This window comes from Streptomyces sp. NPDC005402, assembly GCF_040606575.1.
GTDB lineage: Bacteria > Actinomycetota > Actinomycetes > Streptomycetales > Streptomycetaceae > Streptomyces.
The window spans coordinates 1-25,817 of record NZ_JBEXFB010000019.1 but is presented as its reverse complement, the minus strand read 5'-3'; the positions used below and the strand labels follow the sequence as shown (position 1 = coordinate 25,817).

Sequence of the window (25,817 nt, the reverse complement as noted above, 5' to 3'; positions counted from 1 at the left end):
GAAACCCCGGGGCCGGGCACTCGACAGGTGCCCGGCCTCCGCAACCTAGGGCGACAGCAGGCAGGCGCAGCCGTCGGCGGTGGCGACCCCGTCCAGCGCGAGCACCATCGCGTCCGCCCCGCCCGTCAGCGCGAGCGCGGCGATGAGTCGAGCACCGCGAGACAGCTCCGGTTCCAGGTCAGTTGTCACCCGCATCCGGCGCCGCATCAGCCGCCGAACCCGCGCGGAGCATGGCCCTGTAGAGGGCGTCATGCTCGGGTGAGGCGGGCAGGGTGCCGCGGGCGGGGGCCTCGAAGGACTGGATGAACAGAGCGACAACGCGGCGCCAGGCGTCGGGGGCGGCGTCGCCGGTGGCGTTGACGACACCGGCGTTGGCCATGTGCAGCAGCACCAGGTCCGAGGAGTCGAAGTCCTCGCGCAGCCGGCCCGTCGCCTTGGCCCGGTTGATGAGTTCCACCATCCCCTCGTAGGCCTCGTTGCGGCGCCGCTCCAGAGCCTTGGCGGTGGGGAAGGTCGTGGTCAGGACGTCGGCGAAGCCGCTGTCGGCGGCCTGCATCGCGCAGGCGGCCTCGATGTAGCCGACGAACCCGTGCCAGGGGTCGGGGTCCTCCAGCGCGACGGCGACCGCATCGGCGTAGGCGTCCATGCGGTCGATGAAGACGGCGTCGACCAGCTCCTCCTTCGTGGGGAAGCGGCGGAACATGGTGGCGATCCCCACCCCCGCCTCACGGGCCACGGAGGCCATCGAGGCACCCAGACCGTCACGCGCGAACACCTTGCGCGCGGCGACGGTGATCCGCTCACGGTTGCGCTCGGCGTCGCTGCGCAGGGGCTGGGCGGCAGGACCGTCGGGGCGCTGGGCGGTAGGGGGCATACCGGAGAGTCTAGCAATCGGATTGCCCTATCCACTTTTGGTGGTACGGTGGCAGCAGAAAACCGGAGCGCCCTATCCGGATCCTGATATGGATAGGCCTATCCGGATGGCGTTCCGCCTTCGACCAGATTTCTTGGAAGGATCCCTGTGACCAGCATCGCCATCGTTGGAGCCGGCCCCCAGATGGGCCTGGCCATCGCCCGCGCCTTCGGCTCCCAGGGCTTCGACATCGCCCTGATCTCCCGTAACCGCGAGAAGCTCGAGGGTCTTGTCGGCGAGCTCGCCGCCGACGGCATCACCGCCGCCGCGTTCCCCGCGGACGTGCTCGACCGCGACGCGCTCACCCAGGCACTCAAGGACGCCGCCGCGCGGTTCGGCGGGATCGACGTCCTGGAGTACTCCCCCGTGGGGTCGTTCGGTGCCATAAAGCTGACCGCTCCGGCCGAGACCGAGCCGTCTCATGTGGAGTTCGAGATGAACTTCCAGCTCTACGGAGCCATCACTGCCACCAAGGCGGTACTGCCGGCGATGCGGGAGACCGGCGCGGGCACCCTGCTCTACACCACCGGCGCCGGCTCGATCTGGCCCGACCCGCGGGTCGCCAACGTCAACGCCGCCGCCGCGGCGCTGCGCAACTGGGCGATGAACCTGCACAAGGAGCTGGACGGCACCGGCATCCAGGCCGCCCACGTCGGCATCGACTCGTCGATCGGCGTCTCCGTCATCCCCGGCGTCGAGGCGGCCAAGCCCGAGCAGATCGCCCCCCTCTACTGGGAACTGCACACCACCAAGCGCGACGAGGCCGAGCTCGTCTTCCGCCTCGATGCCGAGGGCGTTCCACGCGCCTGACACCGCGCCGGCTCTGGCCCCTCGCCGAACCCCGATCGCGTCGCGGCGCCCCAGCGCCGCGACGCGACGCGACCCTGAACCCAGCTGCACGGGGAAGGCCCCTGCACCAAGCGTCGGCCACCTGCCGCGGCCAGGGCAGGACGGCCGAGAAGGATGCGTTCGTCATCGCCGACCAGGCACGCATGCGCCAAGACCCTGGTCGCCCGCGGCCTGGCGTCCGACCAGGATCACGGCCTGGCGGTCCGGGTCTGACACGAACAGCAACCGCGTCCCCCTCCGAGCTGCGGAAACTGCCCGCAGGTGGGCTGGGCGGCATGCGATCAGGCGGCAACATCGACTTTGACTCACGGGTGACCTGTTCGAGTGCCGGGCTGACCCGCAGCACCGGCCCTCCAGGTGCCCGCGGTCAGCGCGGTCCGCCCAGGATGATCTTCCAGACGCGCGTTGCCACCTGCAGATTGAGCCGGGTGTCCACGTCCGCCAGGTCGCGGTCGCTGATCTCACGGATGCGCTGCAGCCGGTAGCGCAGGGTGCTGCGGTGGACCGTCAGCGCGGCGGCCGCATCGTCGTAGTTGCCTCCGCAGTCGAAGTAGCGCGAGAGCGTCTCCACCAACTCGGTGTCGTGCTCCACGTCGTAGTCGATCAGCTGGCCGAGCCACTCTCGCACGAAGTCTTCGAGCTCCCGGAGATCGTTTCCGGGCCCCAGGATCCGGTACAGCCCGAGGTCGTCGAAGAACGTCGTCCCGCTGCGCTGGCGGGAATTCTGCCGCACCTCCAGGGCCCGCAGTGCCTCCTGATAACAGCGGGGAATGCCGTCCAGGGAGTCGCAGCGGGTGCTCACCCCGATCGCTCCGTCAGGCGTTCCCAGCTCATGGGCCAGCGCCGTGTACACGGCATCTTCGTCGGGCCTCACTTCGGTCAGCAGGACCATCCGGTCGCCGCGACGGGTGATCAGCGGACGGGGCGCCGAGGTGGCCGTCGCTTGCTCGATGGCACGGGTGAAGGAGCTGTTCGCGGCGTTGCCCAGCCAGTCCACCACTACCACGTAGTGGGTACGTTGCAGGTCGTGGCCGACGGCTTGGCCCCGGGCGTAGGCGCTCGTTTCGTCAGTGCCCTCCAACAGGTCGTCGATCAGTTGGCGGCGCAGCCGCAGTTCGACCTCGGTGAGGTCGCGCATATGCATGAGCTCCTGGGCGAGCGACCGCTGGGCATGATCCAAGGCGAACCTGGTGTGCTCGTCGGCCGTCGCTTCGGGGTCCTCGAGGGCGAGTACGCCGAGGACGTCGCCGCGCGGTCGGGCCAGGACGATCAGCCGGTCCTTGACTCTGACCGGGCCCGCCTCGTGTGCGACCTGCCGCAGCATCTCTTCCTGGTAGGTCGACGACCGCACCGGATAGGGATCGGGGCGGTCGGGACCGGCCCAGGACTTCAGGTTGCCGAACCGGTCCTCGATGAGCGCCGACAGCCCGGTGAGCTCGTACAGTGCTTGGGTGATGGCGTCCTCGCCGCCGCCCCGGGCAGCGACACGGGCGAGGGCCTCGTGCACGGTCTTCTGCAGGTGCACTTCGGAGCGCATGGTGTCCAGCTGCAGCAGTGCGGTGTCCCGTTCGGCGCGGAGTCGGCTCAGTTCGGCGGCCTTGTCGTGCTGCGCGGCACGCGTGACCGTCAGTGACAGGGCCGCCGATGCGAGCCCCACGAGGGTCGAGAGGAGGAAGCGCCCCTGCTCGTCGGGCCCGGAGCGGCAGGAGACCAGGATGTAGCCGAGCAGACCGCCGGCCCCGCGCAGGCCGAACGCCCAGGTCCAGGACCGCCCCGGAAGGGATACGGAGCCGTCGGCCTCATCGAGGTCCTTCATCTGTGCGTCGTCGGCCTTCGGCGCTCCCGCGTCGTGGCCGGGGACGCGGGCCAGACCGTCGCCCGTCACGAGGTATCCGGCCTCGGCGTGGTAGGGACCAAGGGCACTGACGTGCCCCATGGCCAACCGCACGATCTCGCTCTGCTCGGCGCAGGCGAACAGGGTGTGGGACAGCACCAGCAGCCCGTGCGGGTCCAGCCCCGCGAGCGTGTGGGGGTCGTGCCGTTCGGTGCCCGCGGTGTTGCTCGGGTGGCGGGTCACTTCCTGGTCGGAGACGTGAGAGGACAGCCTTCGTGACGGATGGCAGGCCATAGATCATTCCGTTCTCCTCCGGTCATCGGAGGAGATCGAGCGAGTCGTGGGAATCCGCGCCTGGGCGAGACCTGAGTACCCAGCCCAGGCAACGTCATCCGACTTGTCTGAATTTTTCCTTGTTCTCGTGGACCGACAGACTGCGTCGACTTCTGACCTGCCGGGTGCAGGCGGAGCGCGCTGCTCCCTTGCCACTCTGGGCTTGTCGGGGATCGCCGGGCGCACCGGTGGCCTGGCAGGAAGGACTGGCTAATGAACGAGCAGGCCCGCAGGACCATCGCCTCGTACACGACCTGCCAGGAGGCGGAACGCGCCGTCGATCACCTTTCCGATCGGGGTTCTCCCGTCGAGAGGGCGGCCGTCATCGGGCAGGACGTGCGCCTGGTCGAGCAGGTGACGGGCCCCATGGGACTTGGCGGGGCCGCGCTGCACGGCGCGGCGAGCGGCGCCCCGGCCGGCGCACTGATCGGGTGGATCTTCGGGCTGCTGAACTGGCTGGACCCGGTCGTGTCGGGACTGCTGCTCGCCCTGTACGGGCTGGTTCTCGGAGCCCTCGTCGGTGCTCTGCTCGGCCTGGTGGTGCACGCGGCCCGGCGTGGCCGCCGGGACTTCGCCTCGGTGAGCTTCATGCAGCCCAGCCAGTACGACGTCGTCGCCGACGAAGCGGTCGCCGAGGAGGCGGTGCGGCTGCCGGCCGAACTGCCCAGCGGGACCGGCACCAGCACCGGCAGCGGGGCTTGGAAGAGCGGCCGCCCGCGGAGCGGCCGCGCCGTCACCTGACCGAGTGCGGAAAACCCGGCGCGCCTCCGAGGACGAACGGGGCCGCCCGTCGCGGAAGGAGTTCCTCATGGCCAAGGCAGTAGGCATCGACCTGGGCACCACGAACTCGGTGATCGCCGTCTGGGAGGGCGGCGAGGCGTCGGTCGTACCCAACAGCGAGGGCAACCGCACGACACCGTCCGTGGTGGCCTTCACCGACACCGGCGAGCGCCTGGTGGGCCAGCTGGCCCGTCGCCAGGCGATCCTCAACCCCAAAGGCACCATCTACTCGGCCAAGCGGTTCATCGGACGGCACTTCGACGAGATCTCCGAAGAGGCCAAGGCCGTCACGTACGACGTGGTCGAGGGAGACGGCGGCGCCGCCCGCTTCAAAGTGCGCGACAAGCTCTACGCTCCCGAGGAGATCAGCGCACAGGTGCTGCGCAAGCTCGCCGACGACGCCTCCAAGCAGCTGGGCGAGAAGGTCACGGAGGCGGTCATCACGGTGCCCGCCTACTTCAACGACGCCCAGCGCACCGCCACCAAGGACGCCGGACGGATCGCCGGCCTGGACGTACTGCGGATCATCAACGAGCCGACCGCGGCCGCCCTCGCCTACGGCATGGACAAGAAGCAGCACGAGACGGTGCTCGTCTTCGACCTGGGCGGCGGCACCTTCGACGTCAGCATCCTCGACGTCGGCGACGGCGTGGTGGAGGTACGGTCCACGGCGGGCGACAGCCATCTGGGCGGCGACGACTTCGACCGCCGGCTGGTCGACCAGCTCGCCGACGGGTTCCAGAAGGAGAACGGCATCGACCTGCGCAAGGACCCGCAGGCGCTGCAACGCCTGTTCGAGGCCGCGGAGAAGGCCAAGACCGAGCTCAGCTCGGTGACCCAGACGCAGGTCAGCCTGCCGTTCATCACGGCCGACGCCTCCGGGCCCAAGCATCTGACCGAGACGATCATGCGATCCACGTTCGAACAGATCACCGGCGACCTGGTGGAGCGCTGCCTCGGCCCGGTGCGGCAGGCGATGGACGACGCCAAGGTCAGTGACAACGACATCGACGAGGTCATCCTCGTCGGCGGCTCCACCCGCATCCCCGCCGTCCAGACCCTCGTGCGCAGGCTGACCGGCGGCAAGGACCCCAACATGAGCGTCAACCCCGACGAGGTCGTGGCGAAGGGCGCCGCGATCCAGGCCGGGGTCCTCAAGGGCGAGGTCAAGGATGTCCTGCTGCTCGACGTCACCCCGTTGTCGCTGGGCGTCGAGACACGCGGCGGCGTGATGACGAAGATCATCGAGCGGAACACCACCATCCCGGTGCGCCGCACCGAGACCTTCTCCACCGCTGAGGACAACCAGCCCGCCGTCGACGTCGTCGTCCTGCAGGGCGAGCGTGAGCTGGCCGCCGACAACCGGGTCCTGGGCCGCTTCCAGCTCACCGACATCCGCCCCGCGCCGCGCGGCGAGCCGCAGATCGAGGTCATCTTCGACGTCGACGCCAACGGCATCCTCAACGTCACCGCGCGGGACAAGGACACCGGAAAGGAACAGAGCATCACCATCAGCGAGAGCTCCAACCTCGACGGCAGCGAAGTCGAGCGGATGGTCGAGGAAGCCGAACGCAACCGCGGACAGGACCAGGCCCTGCGCGAGGCAGTCGACGCGCGCAACGAACTGGACGCCATCGCCTACCAGGTCGAGAAGCGCCTCGGAGAGCTCGGCGACGCCGCGCCCGCGCACGAGAAGGCCCGCGCCGAGATGCTGGTGGCCGAGGCCCGCGACGCGGTCAAGAACGAGGCCGGGGTGGACAAGGTCCGGCCGCTGGCCTCCGAACTCCAGCAGGTCTTCGCGGGCCTCGCGGCCCACCAGGCAGGAGCCGCCGCGGGCGGTCCCACGGGCACCGGATCGCCGGACGGAGCCGGCCCCGGCGGGGCCACGCCGGACGGAGCCGGGGGCGACGACGATGTGATCGACGCCGAGTTCGACAAGGGCTGAGGTGCCCGCCATGCCCATCCCATCCCGGGGCCGAGAGCCCGACCCGCCGCCGGAAGGCGCCGTACAGCCGCCGCGCGGGGACCTCGAGCAGCCTGGACCGCGGACCGAAGAGGCCGAGCCAGGGCCCGACGCCGCAACCGGCACCGCCGCACCCGACGACGAGTACGCGTCAGCGTTGCGAGAGGCCGAGGACAACTGGCGGCGTGCCCTGGCCGACCTCGACAACCTGCGCAAACGCCATGCCAGGGAGCTGGAGCGGGTGGTCGCGGCCGAACGCGCCCGTACGGCTGCGGCCTTCCTGCCCGTCATCGACAACCTGGAACTCGCCCTGAGCCACGCGGGGGCCGCCGACCCCGGTGCGATCGTCGAGGGTGTCCGGGCCGTGCGAGACCAGGCCGTGAACGTCCTGGAGCGGCTGGGCTACCCGCGCCACGCGGAGAAAGGTGTGCAGTTCGACCCGGCCCGGCACGAGGTGGTCGGAGTGGTCCAGGATCCCGACGCCGACCCGAACACCGTGGTCCAAGTGCTGCGACCCGGTTACGGGGAGGCCGAGCGGCAGCTGCGGCCTGCCGCCGTGACCGTCGCCAAGCGGGAGTGACCGTCCATGGCACGCGACTTCTACGAGGTGCTCGGCGTTCCGCGCACCGCCGACCGGGACGAGATCCAGCGGGCCTACCGCACCCTGGCCCGCAGGTACCACCCCGACGTCAACAAGGACCCTGAGGCGGAGGAGCGGTTCAAGGAGATCAACGAGGCCTTCAGCGTCCTGTCCGATCCGGAGCAGCGAGCCCGCTACGACCGCTTCGGCGAGGACTTCCGGAAGATCCCGGAGGACTGGGAGGAGCAGGTCGCCGCCGGCGCCGGCAGCGGCTCCCGGTGGAGCACAGGCGGCGGTCCCCGGGTGCGGTACTCCACGTCGGGCTTCGGGGGCGAGGGGGTCGACGTCGAGGATCTGTTCGGCTCGCTGTTCGGCGGCGCCGGGCGGATGCGCGTGCCCGGCGCCGACCAGGAGGCCGAACTGCCGCTCACCGTCGAGGAGGCCTATCGGGGCGGCCGCCGTACGGTCACCCTCGCCGGACCGGCCGGGCAGCGGCGCTACCAGGTCGACGTGCCGCCCGGCACCACCGACGGGCAGCGCATCCGGCTGGCCGGGGAGGGCGGGCGCGGGAGCGGTGACGAGGCTCCCGCCGGGGACCTGTACCTGAGGGTGCGGATCCAGCCCCACCCCGAGTTCCGCCTCGACGGCCGGGACGTCCACGTGAAGCTTCCGGTCACCCCGTGGGAGGCCGCGCTGGGCGCGACCGTGCCGGTGCGCACCCCGAGCGGTGCCACGGCGAAGGTGACCGTGCCCGCCGGGTCCTCCAGCGGACGGCGCCTGCGGCTGCGCGGCGAGGGCATGCCGAGCCCTCGCGGCGCTGACGGAGACCTCTACGCGGAGCTGCGGATCATGGTGCCGCCCCGGCTGAGCGACCGGGAGCGCGAGCTGCTGGAGGAACTTGCCGCTGTCTCCTCGTTCGACCCCAGGAGGACCTGATGACCGACCGACCGGCCAAGGCCCGCCCACCCCACGCGCAAACGACCGAGGCGGGCGTGCAGTACGCGATCGTGCCCGTGCCCATGCTCTCCCTGGAGACCGTGGCCCGCCGCTCAGGCCTCCATCCCGACCTGGTCCGCCGGTTCGTCGCCCTCGGACTGGTGGACGCCGGTCCTGACGCCTCCGGACGACTGGTGTTCGCCCCCACGGCCCCGGCCGCCCTGGCCCGCGTTCAGCGGCTGCGTACCGGGCTGTGCCTGAACTACGCGTCCCTCGGTCTGGTGCTCGACCTGCTCGACCGCATCAGCCTGCTCGAAGCCGCGCTGCGGCGTGCAGGCATGAGGAGTGATCTACCACCATGGACATGAACCGCCTGACCCAGAAGTCACAGGAAGCCCTGCAGGAGGCCCAGAGCGCCGCCGGCCGCCTGGGCCACACCGAGGTCGACGGCGAACATCTGCTGCTCGCCCTCCTCGACCAGGAGGAGGGGCTGATCCCGCGGCTGTTGCAGCAGTCGGGCACCGAGCCGGAGGACTTGCGCGCGGCCGTACGCGAGGAGCTCTCCCGCCGGCCCAAGGTGACCGGCCCGGGGGCGGCGCCGGGCCAGGTCTTCGTCACCCAGCGCCTGGCCCGGCTGCTGGACGCGGCCGAGCGGGAGGCCAAACGCCTCAAGGACGAGTACGTGTCCGTGGAACACCTGCTGCTGGCGCTGGCCGAGGAGGGCTCGGCGACCGCCGCCGGGCGCCTGCTGAAGGAGCGCGGCGTGACCCGCGACTCCTTCCTGGGCGCGCTCACGCAGGTCCGCGGCAACCAGCGCGTGACCTCCGCCACCCCCGAGGTGGCCTACGAGGCCCTGGAGAAGTACGGCCGTGACCTGGTCGCCGAGGCCAGGGCCGGGCGGCTCGACCCCGTCATCGGACGGGACGCCGAGATCCGCCGCGTCACCCAGATCCTGAGCCGCAAGAGCAAGAACAACCCCGTCCTGATTGGTGACCCCGGCGTCGGCAAGACCGCCATCGTGGAGGGTCTGGCCCAGCGCATCGTGCGCGGTGACGTGCCCGAAGGGCTGCGCGACAGGACGGTGTTCGCCCTCGACATGGGCTCGCTCGTGGCGGGCGCCAAGTACCGCGGTGAGTTCGAGGAACGCCTCAAGGCCGTGCTGAGCGAGGTCAAGGCCGCCGCCGGGCGGATCCTGCTCTTCGTCGACGAGTTGCACACGGTCGTCGGCGCGGGGGCCGCCGAAGGAGCCATGGACGCGGGCAACATGCTCAAGCCCATGCTGGCACGCGGCGAACTCCACATGATCGGCGCGACCACCCTGGACGAGTACCGCAAGCACATCGAGAAGGACGCCGCCCTCGAACGCCGCTTCCAGCAGGTCCTGGTCGACGAGCCGAGCGTGGAGGACACCATCTCCATCCTGCGCGGCCTGCGCGAACGTCTCGAGGTCTTCCACGGCGTCAAGATCCAGGACACCTCACTGGTCGCGGCCGCCACCCTCAGCCACCGCTACATCACCGACCGTTTCCTGCCCGACAAGGCCATCGACCTCGTCGACGAGGCATGCGCCCGGCTGCGCACCGAGATCGACTCCATGCCCGCCGAACTCGACGAGATCACCCGCCGGGTGACCCGCCTGGAGATCGAGGACGCCGCCCTCTCCAAGGAGACCGACCCCGCGAGCAAGGCCCGCCTGGAGGAACTGCGCAGGGAACTGGCCGACCTGCGCGGCGAGGCCGACGCCAAACACGCCCAGTGGGAGGCCGAACGGCAGGCGATCCGCCGCGTGCAGGAGCTGCGCCAGGAACTGGAGCAGGTCCGCCACGAGGCGGAGGAGGCCGAACGCACCTACGACCTCAACCGGGCCGCCGAACTCCGCTACGGCCGCCTCCAGGACCTGGAGCGCCGACTCGCCGCGGAGGAGGAGCAACTGGCCTCCAAACAGGGGCAGAACCGGCTGCTGCGCGAGGTCGTCACCGAGGAGGAGATCGCCGAGATCGTCGCCGCCTGGACCGGCATCCCCGTCTCCCGCCTCCAGGAGGGCGAACGCGAGAAACTGCTGCGCCTCGACGACATCCTGCGTGAGCGCGTCATCGGTCAGGACGAGGCCGTCAAGCTCGTCGCCGACGCCATCATCCGCGCCCGCTCCGGCATCCGCGACCCGCGCCGCCCCATCGGCTCGTTCATCTTCCTCGGCCCCACCGGCGTCGGGAAGACCGAGCTGGCCAAGACCCTCGCCCGGGCCCTGTTCGACTCCGAGGAGAACATGGTCCGCCTCGACATGAGTGAGTACCAGGAGCGGCACACCGTCAGCCGGCTCATGGGCGCACCGCCCGGATACGTCGGCTACGAGGAAGGCGGCCAGCTCACCGAGGCCGTACGCCGCAAGCCGTACTCGGTCGTGCTGTTCGACGAGGTCGAGAAGGCGCACACCGATGTCTTCAACACCCTGCTGCAGGTCCTCGACGACGGACGCATCACCGATGCTCAGGGCCGCACGGTCGACTTCCGCAACGCCGTGATCATCATGACGTCCAACATCGGCTCCGAGCACCTTCTCGACGGCGCCACCGCCGAGGGTGAGATCAAGCCGGACGCCCACGCCCTGGTGATGGGCGAACTGCGCGGGCACTTCCGCCCGGAGTTCCTCAACCGTGTCGACGACATCGTGCTGTTCAAGCCGCTCGGTGAGCGCCAGATCGAGCGGATCGTGGAGCTGCAGTTCGACGAACTGCGCCGCCGCCTCGCCGAACGCCGCATCACCGTCGAACTCACCGACTCGGCACGCGAGTTGATCGCCCACCAGGGCTACGACCCGGTCTACGGGGCCCGGCCGCTGCGGCGTTACATCTCCCACGAGGTCGAGACACTGGTCGGGCGCGCCCTGCTGCGCGGCGACGTCCAGGACGGCGCGAAGGTCCGCGTCGACGCCGAGCACGGAGAGCTGGTGGTCACCTACGACCAGCCCCAGGACGTGAGGGGAGCGAGGGCGGCATGAGCACCATGCAGGCCACCAACGTCACCTGCCCGCACTGCGGGCGCACCAACCGGGTACCCGTGGCCGCCGAGGGCCGCCCCATGTGCGGCAACTGCAAGCAGCCTCTGCCGTGGATGGCCGACGCGGGCGACGACGACTTCACCGAGGTCGTCGAGCAGGCCACCGTCCCCGTCGTCGTAGACCTGTGGGCCACCTGGTGCGGCCCCTGCCGCATGGTGAGCCCCGCACTGGAGAAGGTCGCCGCCGACCTCGCGGGACAGATCAAGCTGGTCAAGGTCGACATCGACGAGAACCCGCGCCTGGCGCAGCGGTTCGAGGTCCAGGCGGTACCGACACTGCTGGTCCTCGACAAAGGCCGAACCATCGCCCGGCAGGCGGGTGCCGCACCTGCCCCTGCCCTGCGGCGGTGGGTGCAGCAGTCGATCGCGGGCCACGAATCGGCCGGGAAAGGATGATCGGCCATGACCGTACGAACCGACCCCCACCTCGCCCTCGTACGCCCAGTCACCCCGCGCGCCCAGGGGTGCGAGGAGTGCTTGGCCACGGGTTCCCCCTGGGTCCACCTCAGGCTCTGCCTGACCTGCGGCCACGTAGGCTGCTGCGATTCCTCGCCGAACCGGCACGCCCGCCGCCACGCCGCCGCCGACGGCCATCCGATCGTGGCGTCGCTGGAGCCCGGCGAGGACTGGCGGTGGTGCTTCGTCCACGAGGCGTTCGTGTGATGTCCGGCGACGAGACGCGGCCGGGCGCGGCGCCGGTGCCGGACGAGGTGGAGGAGAGCGTCCCCTTCGAGACTCCCGACCTCCACGGCGCCTATCCCCGCCTGTCGGACGATCAGACGGCCCGCCTGGCGCAGCACGGCCGGCGGCGCGCCGCCGAGGCAGGTGACGTGCTGATCCGGGAGGGCGAGCGGTGCGAGGTGTTCTACGTCGTCCTCAGTGGCTCGATCGCCGTCGTCGAGGGCTACGGCACACCCGGCGAACGCCTGCTGCGTGTGCACGGCCCCGGTCGCTTCATCGGCGAACTCGGCCTCCTGAACGGACAGGTGGCCTTCTACACCGCCGTGGTCAGGGACCCCGGCGAGATCCTCGCCCTGTCCATGGATCAGCTGCGTGACCTGGTGACCCGGGACTCCACGCTCGGTGACGTGGTGCTGCGCGCCTGCCTGGGCCGCCGTGCCCTGCTCGTCGGGCAGGGAGCCGGTTTCCGCATCATCGGCTCGCGCTATTCGCCCGACACCCGTCGGCTGCGCGAGTTCGCCGCCCGCAACCGGCTGCCGCACCGCTGGATCGATCTGGAGACGGACCAGGAGGCCGAGGCTCTGCTGCGCCGCTTCGGGGTCGGTCCGGAGCAGACGCCGCTGGTGATCTGGCGGGACACCACCCTGCTGCGCAATCCGAGCAACGCCGAACTGGCCCGGTTGATCGGCCTGCCGCGCCTGGAGTCGGGCAACGGCCGCGGCGATGTCCTGATCGTCGGCTCCGGTCCGGCCGGTCTCGCCGCCGCGGTGAACGCCGCCTCGGAGGGCCTCGGCACGACCGTGGTCGAGGCGATGGCCACCGGCGGCCAGGCCGGCACGTCGTCCCGCATCGAGAATCTGCTCGGCTTCCCCTCCGGCATCTCCGGCGCCGAACTCACCGAACGCGCCGTGCTCCAGGCGGACAAGTTCGGCGCCCGGATCAGCCTCCCCGCGGAGGCGGCCCGGCTCGAACGGCGGGACGGCCACTACGCCGTCGGGTTCGCAGACCGCAGCGAGCTCACCGCCCGTACCGTCGTCCTGGCCACCGGCGCCCGCTACCGCCGCCTCCACGTGCCCGGCATCGAGCCGTTGGAGGGCGCGAGCGTCCACTACTCGGCGACCGTCTACGAGGCCCAGCAGTGCCGTGCCGACCCGGTGGCGGTGGTCGGCGGCGGCAACTCCGCGGGCCAGGCCGTGTTGTTCCTGGCCGGGTACGCACCACAGGTGTATCTGCTCGTCCGTGGGCAGAGCCTCGATGCGCACATGTCCCGCTACCTGATCGATCAGATCGAGCGCCACCCGCGGGTGCGCGTCCTGCTGCACACCGAGGTGACCGAGGCGCTCGGCGACAAGGAGCTGGAGGCGGTGACCGTGGTCGACCACCGTACGGGCGAGCACCGCCACCTCGAAGTGCGGGCCCTGTTCGTCTTCACCGGGGCGGACCCTCACACCGATTGGCTGTCCGGCGCGCTCGCCCTCGACGCGCGCGGCTACGTGCTCACCGGCGCGGAGGCGCAGGCCTGCTCCGTTCCCGAACTGTGGCAGAGCCAAGGTCGCGACTGCCTGACGTTGGAGACCAGCCTGCCCGGCGTGTTCGCCGCCGGCGACGTCCGCAGCGGCTCGGTGAAGCGCGTGGCCTCCGCGGTCGGCGAAGGCGCGATGAGCATCCACTTCGTGCACCGCTACCTGGGCCACACGGCCGCACCCGGCGGCACCGACAGCTCCCCGCACACCCGTCCGAAGGAGTCCGCTTGGCTCGCATGACACCCAGCGGGCGACGACATCACGAGAAGGAGAAGGAGGCAGGGGAATGGCCACACCCGTCCGACGCCACCGCGGTGGCGCACTGCAGGACAGGCCCCTTGGCTGGGCACGCAATCCGCTGACAGAGTTCGACCAACTGCTCAGCGAGATGAGCGGACTGATGGAGTCCACGGTGGGAGGTGCCGCTCCCGCAGTCGTGTGGACACCCCTGGCGGATGTCACGGAGTCGGACGACGCCTTCCACGTCGGGATCGAACTGCCCGGCGTCAAGAGCAAGGACATCAACGTCGAAGCGAACGGCCAGGAGCTGGTGGTCACCGGAGAGATCAAGGAGAAGGAACGCAAAGGCGTCCTGCGCCGGAGCACCCGCCGCACCGGAGCGTTCGAGTTCCGGCTGCGGCTGCCCGGAGAGGTCGACGCCGAGAAGATCAATGCGCAGATCTCGGACGGAGTGCTCACCGTCACCGTCCCCAAGGCCGAGGTCGCGAAGCCCCGGCACATCGAGATCAGCGAGACGAGTGAAAGCACCGAGAACAGCGGCTGAGAGGCGAGCGCCGCGGTTCCGGACGCACGTCCGGCACCGCGGCCGGGCCGGCGAGGCGCGAAGGGGGGAGCAGGCACCGCGGGGCTCGCCTGGCCATGTCTGCTGGTCCTCGCGGTCGAAGGCGGTCACCGTACGGCTGCGCGACGTCATCCCGTTCAGGCAAGCCGTACCTCTGCCAGGGCCGAACAACGCCTCGACGACGAGATCGAACAGATCACACAAGCGGTTCGAGCGGTAGTCCCGGGCCAAGAGCCTTGCGAACGGCAGTTACGCGCCGACGGACGGACCCGGCCGGCCCGTCAGCGCACCGGGTGACCCCCATGACAGCGGCGACCGGCACAGAAGGAGGCAGCGATGAAATACGACGGATTCCTCGCCCACGTACGCGAGCGAGGCGAATACAACGACCAGGACGAAGCCGCGAACGTCACCAACGCCGTACTGGAGGTGCTGGCCCAACGGATCAGCCCGGGGGAGGTCAAGGACCTCGCATCCCAGCTGCCCGGCCCGCTGGGACAGGTTCTGAACCAGGCAACGCCCCAGCAGGCGCAGAGCTTCGGGATCGAGGAGTTCTACCGCCGGGTCGCCGAGCGCACCCCTGCCCGGCCGCGCACGGCGCAGTGGGACGCCAGCGCGGTCCTGACCACCGTTGCCGACGCGGTGACCGGCGGTGAGCTGAATCAGGTAATCAGCCAACTCCCCTCCAGTTACGCGGCCCTGTTCGGCAAGGCCGACCTCGCGGACTGAGCCCCTGCCAAGGCCTTCGGCCAGGGGCAGCCACAGGTTCAGCCCTCCGGAGGGGGCTGCCACCTTGGAGAGAGTCGGTGTGCACCGCCTGTTCCCCTCGCCCCTCACAGCAGGAGGTCGAAGACGGCTCGAGCCTCGTCCCAGTGCTGGGTCTGAGGGTTCTTCAGGTCGGGGTGGAGGATCTTGAAGCTCTGGGCAAGGGCCAGGCTGAGTCCGCCGATGATGTCCGGATAGGCCGCCTCGGTCTCCTCATCGGGCGTGCGGTCCAGAGCGGGATGGGTGGCGAGCTGTTCCAGGATCGGCTTCAGTTCCACTTCCTGGTCGATCTTCCGGAAGTGGTGAATGCTCTCCTGCAGGCCTTTCGTGATCGGCAGGTCACAGGTCCGGATGATGTCGCGCCCGTTGGCCTTGGCGGTGGCCTGGGCGACGGTCAGCAGATCGTAGAGCTTGGCGTCGACGAAGTCGCTGTAGCGCTTGAGATCGTTCTTGTCGACGTTCAGTCCTGCGGCCGCGCGAAAGAACCTCTCGAATCTGGCGATGGACATCACGGTCATGACGGCAACCTCCGGCTGCGGGAGCCGGGTGACTCCCGGCCCCTGGGCTTCCCAGTCAGCCTGGCCAACGGAGGCGCGCGAACGCATGCGCATGTCGGGCCCAATTAGCCTCCCTGTATTGCCCTGCCAGGCCCATGCGTTCGACTGCCCGGGTGGTCGGACCGGCGTGCGGGGCGAGCGCGCTCGGGAGAGGCCGGTGAACGGCAGCCAGGGCCGGTTGACGCGGCCCATCCCACCCATTGGCGTCGCAGGGCTTTGCCGGACTCCGGCTCCCGGGCGGACACGAACCGGGGTGGTCGCCGGCGCGGCGTACGGTGCGTGCCGGGGTGCTGCCTGAGCGGGTCTTCGCCGTGGGGGACGCGATCGTGGCCCGGTGGTGGGAGCAGGCCCTGTGATCTGGCCGTACGGCCTGCACCTGTCGGCGGGGCCCGGCGTGTCACGTGGCGTCGACGTTACCTGGGCGGCGTCTGTGGGCACTTGGGGTCGCGGGGCAGCCGACGAGAAGGGTCCAGTCATGCGGGAGTCGTCGCAGGACGTTACGGTCGTGGCTCTCCTGGCGGATCCGGACGCGCCGACGGAGATCGCGCAGCGCATGGCCCGGACTCTTCCGGCTCGGCTCGCCGACAAGTCGGGCCCGAGGCGACGTTTCGACGTCGAGGTGGTCAGTGAGCCCTTCACGTCGGGGACGGAGGACCCGCCCACCTTGATGCGCCGGATCATGGACCGCGGGAGTGCGGAGAACTGGGACATCGTCGTGGCCCTCACCGACCTTCCGCTGCACGCCCACGGGCGCAGACTCGCTGTGAATCTGAATCACGAACACGGCTTGGCGTTGCTCTCTCTTCCTTCACTGGGCGGCCTGCGGCTGCCGGTGAGGGCCCGTCGGGCCGTCGAAGAAGCCGTGCTCGGCTTGGCGGCTCCGCGGACCACCGGGGCGGAGGGACCTCCGCGAAGCCAGCCGCGGCTGGGGTCCTTCGTGAATCGTCACGCGGCTGTTCATCCGGGCTCAACCGGTGAGAAGGAGACCGGCGATCTTCGGTACGTCGTCAGCGGGCCGCGCGGTTACCTGCGCGTGCTCGTCGGTATGGTCCGCGCCAACCGGCCGTGGCGCTTGGTGCCGGGCTTGTCGAAGGCCCTGGCGGCCGCACTCGCCACGGGAGCGGTTGCCACCGTGAACTCCACCGTCTGGAGCCTGGCCGCGTCCCTCAGCACGCCACGCCTCGTGATCGCCACGGTCGGATCTGTCACGCTCATGATCGGCTGGCTGATCGTGGACGCGGAGCTGTGGCATCGATCACCGGAGAGCTCTCCGGAGGCGAGGCAGAGGGCGCGGCTCTACAACGCCTCGACGGTCATGACCGTGGGGATCGGTGTGCTCGTCTGCTACGTGGGTCTGATGGTCGTCAACTGGGTGTGGGCGCTGTTCATCCTCAACGACCAACTGTTCGCTTCCGTGACACGGACCCCCCTGCACGCCGAGGAGTACGTGACGCTCTCCTGGTTCGTCGCTTCGGTCGCCACCGTGGGCGGCGCGCTGGGATCAGGTTTGGAGAGCGACGATGCGATCCGGGCAGCCGCCTACTCGAAGCGCGAACAGGAACGTCGTCGCATGCTCCAAGATCACGATGATCAACCCTCGAAGTGAACCGACTACCGGCACGACCAGCAGCGAGGCGTCGGAGCGCGGTGCCGTCCGGAGGCGGCGGAGCGGCCGACAGGCCCCGGCAGGGCGTTCCGGCTAGGCTCACATGGGTGAGGTGGCTGCGGACCTTCAGGGAGGTCGTGCGATCCGGGCTCACGATCGAGGAGACGCGGCTGGAGCCCCTGCTCGCGCTCCGCACGGCTGCGGGGGTGGCGCTCGTCATCGGGGCAGCGCTGTGGCTGGTTTCCCCTGCGTACGCCGCGTCCGCCGCCCTCGGTGCCTACTCCGCGGGTGGGGCCACCTTCCAGCGGACCTGGCGTCCGCGCAAGGTGATCGCGCTCGGCGCGGGCGCGGGTCTGGCACTCAGCACCTTCGTGGGCTACCTGGCGGCGGGGCGCCTCGTGACGTTCCTCCCGCTGCTGGCCGTATGGGCTTTTGCCGCGGGGATGGCATGGGCCCTCGGCTCGACCGCCGGCATCGTCGCAGCGACGACGGTCGGCAGCATGCTGGTGACCATCACCCTGCCGACGAGCGTCGGACGAGCCCTGGAACACGCCGGGGTCATCGCGCTCGGAGGCGTGACGCAGGCCGTGCTGATCCTGCTGTTCCCGATCCGCCGCTGGGGGGCGCATCGTGACGCGCTCGCCGATGCCCTGGCCGCCGTGGCGGACTACGCCCGCCGGCTGCGGCAGGACCCGGCCGCCCCGTTCGACCCGGTACCTTTGATGACGGCCCGGGACGCGGCCGCCGTGACGCCATCACAGGCCCGCACCCGTCCCCCGGCCCTGCACGGACCCCGCGGCCTCGCCGAGCGCATTCTGCCGGTCCTCGCCGCGCTCGCCGACCCGGACGTCGGCGCCCCGGCGGAGGGACCCGGGCGGGACCGCGCGCGAGAGCTGCTCGACAGGGCCGCCGACGTCCTGGACGCGGCAGCCCGTTCGATCCGCCGCGGCACTCCCGCCGAGGTACCGCCGGGGAGCGCGGACGTCCTGCGCGTCGACCAGGAACACGAGGTACTGGAGGGGCCCGCCCGGCAGGCCGCCGAACGGCTCGTGGAACTGCTCGCCGAGGCATTGGAGATCGCCGGGAGCGGCGGCGCGCGCGACAAGGCGCCTACGCCGTCCGGCCCCGCGAGCGCCCACTTCCGGGTGCGCCCGACGATGCTCCGGCTGCTCCCGGTCGTCGTCCGGTCGGTCCGCCGTGAACTCCGCCGGGACTCGCCCGTGTTCCGGCACGCCGTCCGCCTGGCGGCGGTGGCCACGCTCGGCTATCTCATCGCTTCCCGGCTACCCGTGGGCCACGGCTACTGGGCGCCCATCGCCTCGGTGATGGTGATGCGGCCCGACTTCCACCGCACGTACGCGCGCGCGGTGGGCCGTTTCGCCGGGACCCTGGTGGGGGTGGCGCTCGCCACCGCGATGGTGCGGGCTCTGGGCCCGGACGCCCACGTGTTCGGCGCGCTGGCGGTCGTCTCGGTGGCCCTGTCGTACACGCTGAACCGTACCGGCTACGCCTACTCCCAGTGCTTCACTGCCGCGTACGTCGTCTTCCTGCTCGGCATGGGCGGTCAGGCATGGGAGCAGACGGTCCCGGAGCGGGTGGTGCTCACCCTGCTCGGCGGGGCCTTGGCCATGCTGGCGTACGTGGTGTACCCCGCATGGGAGACCCCCCGGCTGCCGGGCCGGCTTGCGGACTGGCTCGCCGCCGACGGCCGCTACGCGGCCGCAGTGCTCCGCAGCCACGCCGAACCCACCCGGGAGCATCGCGCCGACATGCGCAGGGCCCTGCTGGCCAGCAGGGAGGCACGTGCCGCCTGGCAGGAGGCGTACGACCAGGCAAGGCAGGAACCGGTCCGCCCCAGAGGTCTGACATCGCGCGAGGCGGAGGAGGCGCAGGAGGCGCTCAAGGGACTCGACCGGGCAGCAATGCTGATGGAGAGCCATGTCCCGCAGTCCGACAGCCGTTCCACCCCCGAGGCCGAGCGGCTCGCCGAGGCCCTGGAAGCGGACACCGCGCAGGGGGCAGTCGACGTGCGGGAGCACAGGAATCCGGACTGGGGGCGGGTGGAGGAAGCGCTCGATGCGTGGGACGGAGCCGCAGCCGGGGAGCGGAACCCGGTGCTACGGCGCGGGGTTGCACTGCAGAAGCGGGCCCTGGAGGACCTCAGGACAGCCGTGAGCCGCACACCCCTGGAACGGGACGTCGGCTCCGCTCGCGAGGAGCAACGGGTGCGGGCGGCCGTGGCTGAGGGTGACGGATCAGGACCCGCCCACCGGGGTGGGTGACGGTTCCGGCTACGGGGAACGCCGCAGCGCGGCGTGCTGGCGAACGGGTGGACGTGCGGGCCCCTCTCTGCGGTGACAGCCTGGGGAAGCGGCGATGCGCGACATGACCAAGGCCCACCCGGCGGCAGGACAGGGGTTATGAGGCAGCCCGACGCGGACACGAGCCGCAGCAACCTGCGGCCCGTCCCCCGTGCTGGGCCCGCTGCTGCGTGGCGGGCGCACCGTGCCGGAAGGACGCGAGCACTGGAGGTGTGTGATGAGTGCAGACCCCTCCCACGAAAGCCCTGGTGGTCACGTACTGGTCCTCGCTGCCGGCTCTTCGAGCCTGCACATCGCTCTGTTCGCGGCGGACGGTGAAACGGTGGCGGCCCAAGACGCCTCGGAACCCCCGGGGCCTGCTTCGGTGGTGGAACTGCGGAACTTCCTCAGCGAGGTGCCCGCTCCTGCGTCGGTCGGTCACCGCATCGTCCACAGCGGTCCGCACCTGGCTGGACACACGCTGATCGACGCACGCGTACGGACTCTGCTGGCGGACGTCGCCGATCTCGCGCCGCTGCACGGTGCCCCTGCCCTGCCCGTCGTTGATGCCGCACGAGAACTCCTGCCTGACGTTCCTCATGTCGCCTGCTTCGACACTGTCTTTCACAAGGACCTGCCGGCAGAGGCGCGCACGTACGCCGTGCCGGAGCGATGGCGAGCCGCATACGGGCTGCGCCGGTACGGCTTCCACGGGCTTTCCTACGCGTGGGCACTGCAGAGAACTGCGCAGGCCCTGGGCCGATCCGTCGACAACCTCCAGGTCGTGCTGGTGCACCTGGGCGGCGGCTGCTCGGCCTGCGCCGTCCGGAACGGACGCAGCGTGGACACCACCATGGGCCTTACGCCGCTGGAAGGCCTGGTGATGAGCCGGCGCAGCGGCAGCCTCGACCCCGGCGCGCTGCTCTGGCTGCAACGGCGGCACGGTCTGAGCACGGACGAATTGGATGACGCACTCCACCGGCATTCCGGTCTGCTCGGCCTCTCCGGCACTTCGGGAGACACCCGGGACCTGGTGCGTGCCCGCGCGGAGGGTGATGGCGCGGCCGCGTTGGCGCTGGCGACGTTCACACTCAGCTGCCGCAGGGGCATCGCCTCGATGGCCGCATCGCTGGACCGGCTGGACGCGCTGGTCTTCACCGGGGAGATCGGCGAAGACCAACCCGAGGTACGCGAGGAGATCTGCTCGGCCCTGACTGTTCTCGGTATCCGAGGCGGGCTGCTCGTCCCCGAACTGGAAGATTTGATGCGGGAAGGCCTCCGACGCATCGATCAGGCGGGGAGAGGTGTCCCGGTCCTCGTGGTCGCAACCGGCGAGACACAGCAGATCGCCGCCGAGACCCGACGGGTGCTCGGCATGTGACTGGCTGACCTGAATCAGGGTGTCGCGGTCAGTACGGCGCAGGCCGTGAAGCCACGAAAGAGCCGGCTCAACCACGACGATCTTCCAAGTCACGCATGAGCCCCCATCTGCAATTATTACGCTGGCGGCATACACCACTGACGTCATAACGGGAGGGACGCGGTTCTCGCAGTCACCTGCGTGCTCGACGACACGCCACGACGGCAGGAGTCGTCCCCGACATTTGGCCGGGCAGTGCTGCGGTCCGACGCGAGGGCCCTCACGGAGACGTCGCGGGCGCGGCCGGTCAGCCGCGTTGCCGGCGGGCGCGCAGGGCGTTCCAGTGGCGTAGCCGTTCGCTGATCTGGGCTTCGTAGCCGTTGCGGGTGGGCTGGTAGTACGTCTCGCGGTCCATGTCGTCGGGGAAGTAGTCGTCACCGGAGAAGCCGTCGGCTGTGTCCGGGTCGTACTGGTAGTCCTTGCCGTAGCCGAGGTCTTTCATCAGCCGGGTCGGGGCGTTGAGGATATGGGCGGGTGGCATGAGTGAGCCGGTGTGCCGGGCTGATCGGTGTGCGGCGTTGAAGCCGCGGTAGACGGCGATGGACTTGGGGGCGGTGGCGAGATAGACGACGGCCTGGGCGATCGCCAACTCGCCCTCGGGGGAGCCGAGTCGCTCGTACACGTCCCAGGCGGCGAGGGCCTGCTGGACGGCGTGCGGGTCGGCCATGCCGATGTCCTCGTTCGCGAAGCGGACCAGGCGGCGGGCGACGAACAGCGGGTCCTCGCCGCCGTCGAGCATCCGGGCGAGCCAGTACAGGGCCGCGTCCGGGTCGGAGCCACGCATCGCCTTGTGCAGCGCGGAGATCAGGTTGTAATGGCCCTCCTGCGCCTTGTCGTACAGCGGGGCACGCTGCTGGATGTGATGGGCGAGCCCGGCGGTGTCCAGGGTGGTTTCGGTGTCCGGGAGGGCTTGGAGCTGTTCGGCCATATTGAGGAGGTAGCGGCCGTCGCCGTCGGCCATGGCGATCAGTGCGCGGCGGGCGTCGTCGTCCAGGGGCAGATGGTGGCCGGTGAGCTGTTCGGCGCGGTCGAGGAGCGTGGACAGTGCGGCTTCGTCGAGGCGTTTGAGGACGAGGACCTGGGTGCGGGAGAGGAGGGCTCCGTTGAGTTCGAAGCTCGGGTTCTCCGTGGTGGCGCCGATCAGGGTGACGGTGCCGTCCTCGACGTAGGGCAGGAAGCTGTCCTGCTGGGCGCGGTTGAAGCGGTGGATCTCGTCGACGAACAGCAGGGTGCCCTGGCCGATGCCGCGTCGGCTTCGTGCGGTGGCGAAGACCTTGCGCAGATCGGCCACGCCGGAGAAGGTGGCCGACACCGGTTCGAAGGCCAGGTTGCCAGTGTTCGCGAGGAGCCGGGCGATGGTGGTCTTCCCGACGCCGGGCGGGCCCCACAGGATGGCGGAGCCGAGGCGCTGCTGGGCGACCATGCGGCCGAGCGGGGCGTCCGGGGCAAGGAGGTGGTCCTGCCCGACGACATCTTGCAGCTGGGTGGGGCGCAGGCGGTCGGCGAGGGGCCGGGCGGGCTCCTCGCCGAAGAGCGGCAGGGTCACTTCGGTCGGTTCCATCGGTCTCTCGGGTGGCAGGCGGACGTGTGCGGACAGGTGCGTACGTGTGCGGACATGACGAGCCTTGCACGGGGCACTGACAGGCGTCGGCTCAGCCGCTCGTGGGGAAGCTCGCGGCGCTCATCGGGCACCGGGGCGGTCGCGTCGCGGCAGCCGCTCGACGGCCAGGTGGTAGGAGTCCTCGACCACGTCGGTGACCAGCCGCTCAGTGACACCGGGACCCGGCCCCAGTGAGATCCAGTGCCTCTTGTCGAGATAGCGGCCCGTAGTGATCGAGGCGTGGCCGCGCTCCAGTGCCCGCGCGTGCTCGGGTTCGCACTTGACCGTGATGATCTGTTCGTCCGGGTCGTCGGTGACGATCAGGAACACCTTGCCCGCGACCTTGTACACGTCGAGCCCTGGGGTGAAGGGGTAGCCGTGGCTGACGTCGGGGAGGGCCAGGGCCACCTGTCGGGCGGTGTCCTGGAGCCGGTCGCCGGCCGCGCTCACCGGGCCGCCCGCGTGCCGGTGCCGTAGGTGTGCGGGTCGACAGGCCGCTCGGCCTTGGGCAAGTGAGCGACGACGAGCCGGTAGGAGTCGGTGACGAGCTCCCTGACGAGCTCCTCGTCGACGCCTTCTCCGCTCTCCAGCGTGATCCAGTGCCTCTTGTTCATGTGGTAGCCGGGGGTGATGTGGCGGTACTGCTCCCGCAGAGCGTGGGCCTCACCGGGGTCCGCCTTGAGGATCACCACGGGCCGCCCGGGGACGTCGGTCATCAGCATGAACACCTTGCCGCGCACCTTGAAGACCTCCCAATCAGGACCGAAAGGGTGTTCCAGCTGAGCTCCGGGGAGCTCCTCCGCGCAGTCGGCGGCGGTCTTGTGCAGGGCCGGTCCGTTCATGGGCGTTCCCTTCCTCAAGTGGTGACGGACTGTGGCATCGAAAGAGGTGGGGGGCGCGCCGCGCGGGCGCGGCGGCACGTCCCATCCTTCCGTCGCAGCCAACCAGAAAGGCAGTAGGCTGCGGACACGTGATGGTCGACAGGCGACACCCTGACCCGAGCGGAAGCGCGGCCGGTCCGGCTGCGGTACCGCTGTACGGTTTCCAGCCCCCGGTCGGTACTCCCTACGGCCTTGAAGTGAGCACCGTCGAGGACTTCTTCACCCACCACGACGACTGGCCGTGGAACCCGCCCCGGCCGGGCCGCGCCACCTTCCACTACCTCATCGCGGTCACCGAAGGCGAACTACGGCACGACGTCGACCACGTCACGCGGACCGTCGCCCCCGGCCAGTGGCTGTGGGTGCGCCCCGGGCACGCGCAGTGCTGGCATCCGCCCGGCGCGGCCCGCGGCCCGTTCATCCTGTTCGAACCGGACGTGCTGAGGCCCGACATCGCCCGCCTCCTGGCCCCGCTCACCGCGCACGAGGCCCCCGCCGTGCTCAGCCCGCACCCCGACGACACCGCCTGGCTCCAGCAGACGGCACTCCAACTCCTGGACGAACACCGCGCACTGGGGCGCCGCCCCCTCGACATCCACCACGCTCTGCGCCGCAGCCTGCTCGAATCGCTGCTGCTGCGCCTGGCCAACTCCCCAGGCATCGCCCACGACGGCACGGCCGCGGCCGGCACCGGCCGCGCCGACAGGTACGGACGCTTCCTCGACGCCCTGGAGCTGCACTTTCGCGAACTGCACCGCGCCGCGGACTACGCCGAGTTGCTCGGCTGCTCGGTCCGCACCCTCAGCCGCACCGCCCGGGACGCCACCGGCAAGGGAGTACGCGAACTCATCGACGACCGGCGCCTCCTGGAAGCCCGACGCCTGCTCGGAGTTGCCCGGTGGGACGCCCGGACCGTGGCCGTCCACCTCGGCTTCACCGACCCCGCGAACTTCGGCCGCTTCTTCCGTGACCGCACCGGCCTCACCCCGGCCGCCTACGCGGCCCGCGAAGCGAGGACCGACGCTTGACGGAAACGCGGCGAACGCCGGGCTTGCCCGTCAGGAGGCAATGGCTGTCTTCGCAGTCTGCGCGTTGTCGCACCGCTCACCTGTCAAGGGCCCGCCGGATGAACATTTCACGGGTCGCGCTGGAAGCGCGCGACACAGCCGCATGATCCACCGTCATGTCGAACCCGTGGAAGCCCCCGCCCCACATGTGCAGATCGACGCTCACTCCCGCCTCGGACAGGCGGCCGGCGTAGATCAGGATCTCGTCGCGGAACCCCTCGGCCGAGCCGGTGTCGATGTAGGTGCGCGGCAGCCGGCCGAGGTCCTCGGCGCGGGCCGGCGCGGCGTACTGCGACACGTCCGGGCCGCCGCGCCGCTCGCCCAGTACGGAGGTCCACGCGTACAGGTTGCTGTGGCGGTCCCATACGCCTTCGCGGTCCACCATGCGACTGCTGTGCGTCTCGAAGCGGTCGTCGAGCATGGGGCAGACCAGAATTTGGTGGCTGAGCGGGGGAAAGGCGCGGTCGCGGGCGAGCAGCGCGGTCCCCGCCGCGAGGCCGCCGCCGCCACTGACTCCGGTGATCATGAGTCGCTCGGGGTCGATGCCGAGTTCGGCCGCGTTCTTCGCCATCCACACCAGGCCCGCGTAGCAGTCCTCGACCGGCGCGGGATCGGGGTGATCCGGCGCCAGTCGGTACTCGACCGACACGACGACCGCACTCCCGTCGATCACGTGTGGGAGGAGATGACTCACGTGGTCGCGGCGGCCCCCCATGATCATCCCGCCGCCGTGGAGGCTGAGGATGCCTCCCTTGGGGCCTCGGTCCTCGGCGGGGCTGAGGATCAGCACAGTGATGTCCGGCGCGCCTTCCGGCCCCGGTACCTGGCGCTCGTCCACCCGCACTCTGCCGCCCGCCGTCAGAGCCTCCGAATCCAACCCGGGGGAACCCTGGGCGATCTGCCGTCGGATCTCTGACAGGGCCTCGTCCGACAGGGCCGGAAAGACGGCTCCCCGCGCCTCCTCGACGGGCGCGAGTTCCGGGTCCAACGGGGGCCGGATGGTCAAGGCATCAAAGGGGTCTGCCGCTGTCATCTGTTCTCCTTCGGCAACGACGGGGAGCGGCGGCGCTCACCGCCGGGTCGAGGTACTCACGGCGCACGATGTGTGGGTGCGAGTCGATCGACTCGCTGTGTCCGATGACCTTGTCGCGTCCCGCGATCAGTTCTCAGTCGTCGAGGACGACGACGTGCTTGCCCGGCGTGGTGCCGGACTCAAGGTCAGCCTGGGCGTCACGGACCTGTTCCAGGCCGTGGTAGACCTTCGCGACCGGGACCTTGAGGCGTCCTTCGGCGATGGTCTGGAGCTGGTGGGCGAGGACGTCGGCCGGGAAGTCGGCGGCCTCACCCACGTAGCTGGTCAGCCGCACCCC

25 protein-coding genes are annotated in these 25,817 nt (G+C 70.4%); 16 read left to right on the top strand and 9 right to left on the bottom strand.

The window, feature by feature from the left end; genetic code table 11:
* Nucleotides 1–45: 45 nt before the first annotated feature.
* Nucleotides 46–195 carry a hypothetical protein gene (locus ABZT02_RS31460; RefSeq protein WP_356023472.1) on the bottom strand — a complete coding sequence of 50 codons (150 nt, stop codon included), beginning with the start codon at nt 193–195 and terminating at the stop codon, nt 46–48.
* The gene (locus ABZT02_RS31455) at nt 179–874 is read right to left on the bottom strand and encodes a helix-turn-helix domain-containing protein (RefSeq protein WP_356023470.1); all 696 of its coding nucleotides are present in this window, start codon (nt 872–874) and stop codon (nt 179–181) included. Before ABZT02_RS31455 ends, ABZT02_RS31460 begins: the two co-directional genes overlap by 17 nt.
* A 147-nt stretch (nt 875–1,021) precedes the next feature.
* Between ABZT02_RS31455 and ABZT02_RS31450 the strand changes: the two genes are divergently transcribed.
* Nucleotides 1,022–1,723 (top strand): SDR family NAD(P)-dependent oxidoreductase, encoded by a 702-nt coding sequence (locus tag ABZT02_RS31450; protein ID WP_356023468.1) that lies wholly within the window; start codon nt 1,022–1,024, stop codon nt 1,721–1,723.
* Nucleotides 1,724–2,129: 406 nt separating this feature from the next.
* On the opposite strand, the gene ABZT02_RS31445 is transcribed toward ABZT02_RS31450, so the two are convergent.
* Entirely contained in the window at nt 2,130–3,839 is a 1,710-nt protein-coding gene (locus tag ABZT02_RS31445; protein ID WP_356023466.1) for a helix-turn-helix domain-containing protein, read from the bottom strand.
* A gap of 303 nt (nt 3,840–4,142) precedes the next feature.
* Between ABZT02_RS31445 and ABZT02_RS31440 the strand changes: the two genes are divergently transcribed.
* From ABZT02_RS31440 to ABZT02_RS31390, 11 genes are all read left to right on the top strand, one after another.
* A complete protein-coding gene (locus ABZT02_RS31440) occupies nt 4,143–4,670 on the top strand; it encodes a general stress protein (RefSeq protein WP_356023464.1) in 528 nt (175 codons plus the stop codon).
* A gap of 67 nt (nt 4,671–4,737) precedes the next feature.
* Nucleotides 4,738–6,654 (top strand): molecular chaperone DnaK, encoded by a 1,917-nt coding sequence (dnaK, locus tag ABZT02_RS31435; protein ID WP_356023462.1) that lies wholly within the window; start codon nt 4,738–4,740, stop codon nt 6,652–6,654.
* 10 nt (nt 6,655–6,664) lie between these two features.
* Nucleotides 6,665–7,252: a nucleotide exchange factor GrpE gene (gene grpE, locus ABZT02_RS31430; protein WP_356023460.1), complete on the top strand. Its 588-nt coding sequence runs from the start codon at nt 6,665–6,667 to the stop codon at nt 7,250–7,252.
* A 6-nt stretch (nt 7,253–7,258) separates the two neighbouring features.
* Nucleotides 7,259–8,188, top strand: a complete 930-nt coding sequence (locus tag ABZT02_RS31425; RefSeq protein WP_356023458.1) for a J domain-containing protein — start codon at nt 7,259–7,261, stop codon at nt 8,186–8,188.
* Complete coding sequence (locus tag ABZT02_RS31420; protein WP_356023456.1) at nt 8,188–8,556, top strand: chaperone modulator CbpM; 369 nt, start codon at nt 8,188–8,190, stop codon at nt 8,554–8,556. The genes ABZT02_RS31425 and ABZT02_RS31420 overlap by 1 nt, the downstream gene beginning before the upstream one ends.
* A complete protein-coding gene (clpB, locus tag ABZT02_RS31415) occupies nt 8,547–11,186 on the top strand; it encodes an ATP-dependent chaperone ClpB (RefSeq protein ID WP_356023453.1) in 2,640 nt (879 codons plus the stop codon). The genes ABZT02_RS31420 and clpB overlap by 10 nt, the downstream gene beginning before the upstream one ends.
* Entirely contained in the window at nt 11,183–11,641 is a 459-nt protein-coding gene (gene trxA / locus ABZT02_RS31410; protein ID WP_356023451.1) for a thioredoxin, read from the top strand. Before clpB ends, trxA begins: the two co-directional genes overlap by 4 nt.
* 6 nt (nt 11,642–11,647) lie before the next feature.
* Nucleotides 11,648–11,908 (top strand): UBP-type zinc finger domain-containing protein, encoded by a 261-nt coding sequence (locus tag ABZT02_RS31405; protein WP_356023449.1) that lies wholly within the window; start codon nt 11,648–11,650, stop codon nt 11,906–11,908.
* Nucleotides 11,908–13,689, top strand: coding sequence for an FAD-dependent oxidoreductase (locus tag ABZT02_RS31400; protein WP_356023447.1), 1,782 nt, complete (start codon nt 11,908–11,910; stop codon nt 13,687–13,689). The genes ABZT02_RS31405 and ABZT02_RS31400 overlap by 1 nt, the downstream gene beginning before the upstream one ends.
* A 46-nt stretch (nt 13,690–13,735) precedes the next feature.
* Entirely contained in the window at nt 13,736–14,233 is a 498-nt protein-coding gene (locus ABZT02_RS31395; protein WP_356023445.1) for an Hsp20/alpha crystallin family protein, read from the top strand.
* Nucleotides 14,234–14,587: 354 nt separating this feature from the next.
* Nucleotides 14,588–14,980: a DUF2267 domain-containing protein gene (locus ABZT02_RS31390; protein WP_037722255.1), complete on the top strand. Its 393-nt coding sequence runs from the start codon at nt 14,588–14,590 to the stop codon at nt 14,978–14,980.
* 104 nt (nt 14,981–15,084) lie between these two features.
* Here the strand turns inward: ABZT02_RS31390 and ABZT02_RS31385 are convergent, their stop codons facing one another.
* Entirely contained in the window at nt 15,085–15,534 is a 450-nt protein-coding gene (locus tag ABZT02_RS31385) for a DUF1931 family protein (protein WP_184596143.1), read from the bottom strand.
* Nucleotides 15,535–16,288: 754 nt separating this feature from the next.
* Here ABZT02_RS31385 and ABZT02_RS31380 point away from each other — a divergent pair.
* The 3 genes from ABZT02_RS31380 to ABZT02_RS31370 all read left to right on the top strand — a co-directional run bounded on the left by ABZT02_RS31380 (nt 16,289) and on the right by ABZT02_RS31370 (nt 20,860).
* Nucleotides 16,289–17,179, top strand: a complete 891-nt coding sequence (locus tag ABZT02_RS31380) for a hypothetical protein (protein WP_356023442.1) — start codon at nt 16,289–16,291, stop codon at nt 17,177–17,179.
* A gap of 107 nt (nt 17,180–17,286) precedes the next feature.
* On the top strand, nt 17,287–19,461 hold the full coding sequence (locus ABZT02_RS31375) for an FUSC family protein (protein ID WP_356023440.1): 2,175 nt from the start codon (nt 17,287–17,289) through the stop codon (nt 19,459–19,461).
* A gap of 256 nt (nt 19,462–19,717) precedes the next feature.
* Complete coding sequence (locus tag ABZT02_RS31370; RefSeq protein ID WP_356023438.1) at nt 19,718–20,860, top strand: acetate/propionate family kinase; 1,143 nt, start codon at nt 19,718–19,720, stop codon at nt 20,858–20,860.
* 286 nt (nt 20,861–21,146) lie between these two features.
* Here ABZT02_RS31370 and ABZT02_RS31365 read toward each other — a convergent pair whose 3' ends face one another.
* From ABZT02_RS31365 to ABZT02_RS31355, 3 genes are all read right to left on the bottom strand, one after another.
* Complete coding sequence (locus ABZT02_RS31365; protein WP_356023436.1) at nt 21,147–22,460, bottom strand: replication-associated recombination protein A; 1,314 nt, start codon at nt 22,458–22,460, stop codon at nt 21,147–21,149.
* A 120-nt stretch (nt 22,461–22,580) separates the two neighbouring features.
* Complete coding sequence (locus ABZT02_RS31360) at nt 22,581–22,949, bottom strand: MmcQ/YjbR family DNA-binding protein (protein WP_356023434.1); 369 nt, start codon at nt 22,947–22,949, stop codon at nt 22,581–22,583.
* The gene (locus tag ABZT02_RS31355) at nt 22,946–23,341 is read right to left on the bottom strand and encodes an MmcQ/YjbR family DNA-binding protein (protein WP_356023432.1); all 396 of its coding nucleotides are present in this window, start codon (nt 23,339–23,341) and stop codon (nt 22,946–22,948) included. Before ABZT02_RS31355 ends, ABZT02_RS31360 begins: the two co-directional genes overlap by 4 nt.
* A gap of 236 nt (nt 23,342–23,577) precedes the next feature.
* Here ABZT02_RS31355 and ABZT02_RS31350 point away from each other — a divergent pair, with 236 nt between their 5' ends.
* On the top strand, nt 23,578–24,408 hold the full coding sequence (locus ABZT02_RS31350; protein ID WP_356023430.1) for an AraC family transcriptional regulator: 831 nt from the start codon (nt 23,578–23,580) through the stop codon (nt 24,406–24,408).
* 76 nt (nt 24,409–24,484) lie between these two features.
* Here the strand turns inward: ABZT02_RS31350 and ABZT02_RS31345 are convergent, their stop codons facing one another.
* A complete protein-coding gene (locus ABZT02_RS31345; RefSeq protein WP_356023428.1) occupies nt 24,485–25,480 on the bottom strand; it encodes an alpha/beta hydrolase in 996 nt (331 codons plus the stop codon).
* Between the two features lie 133 nt (nt 25,481–25,613).
* Nucleotides 25,614–25,817: zinc-binding dehydrogenase (locus ABZT02_RS31340; RefSeq protein WP_356023426.1), on the bottom strand; the 204-nt coding region annotated here is incomplete at its 5' end.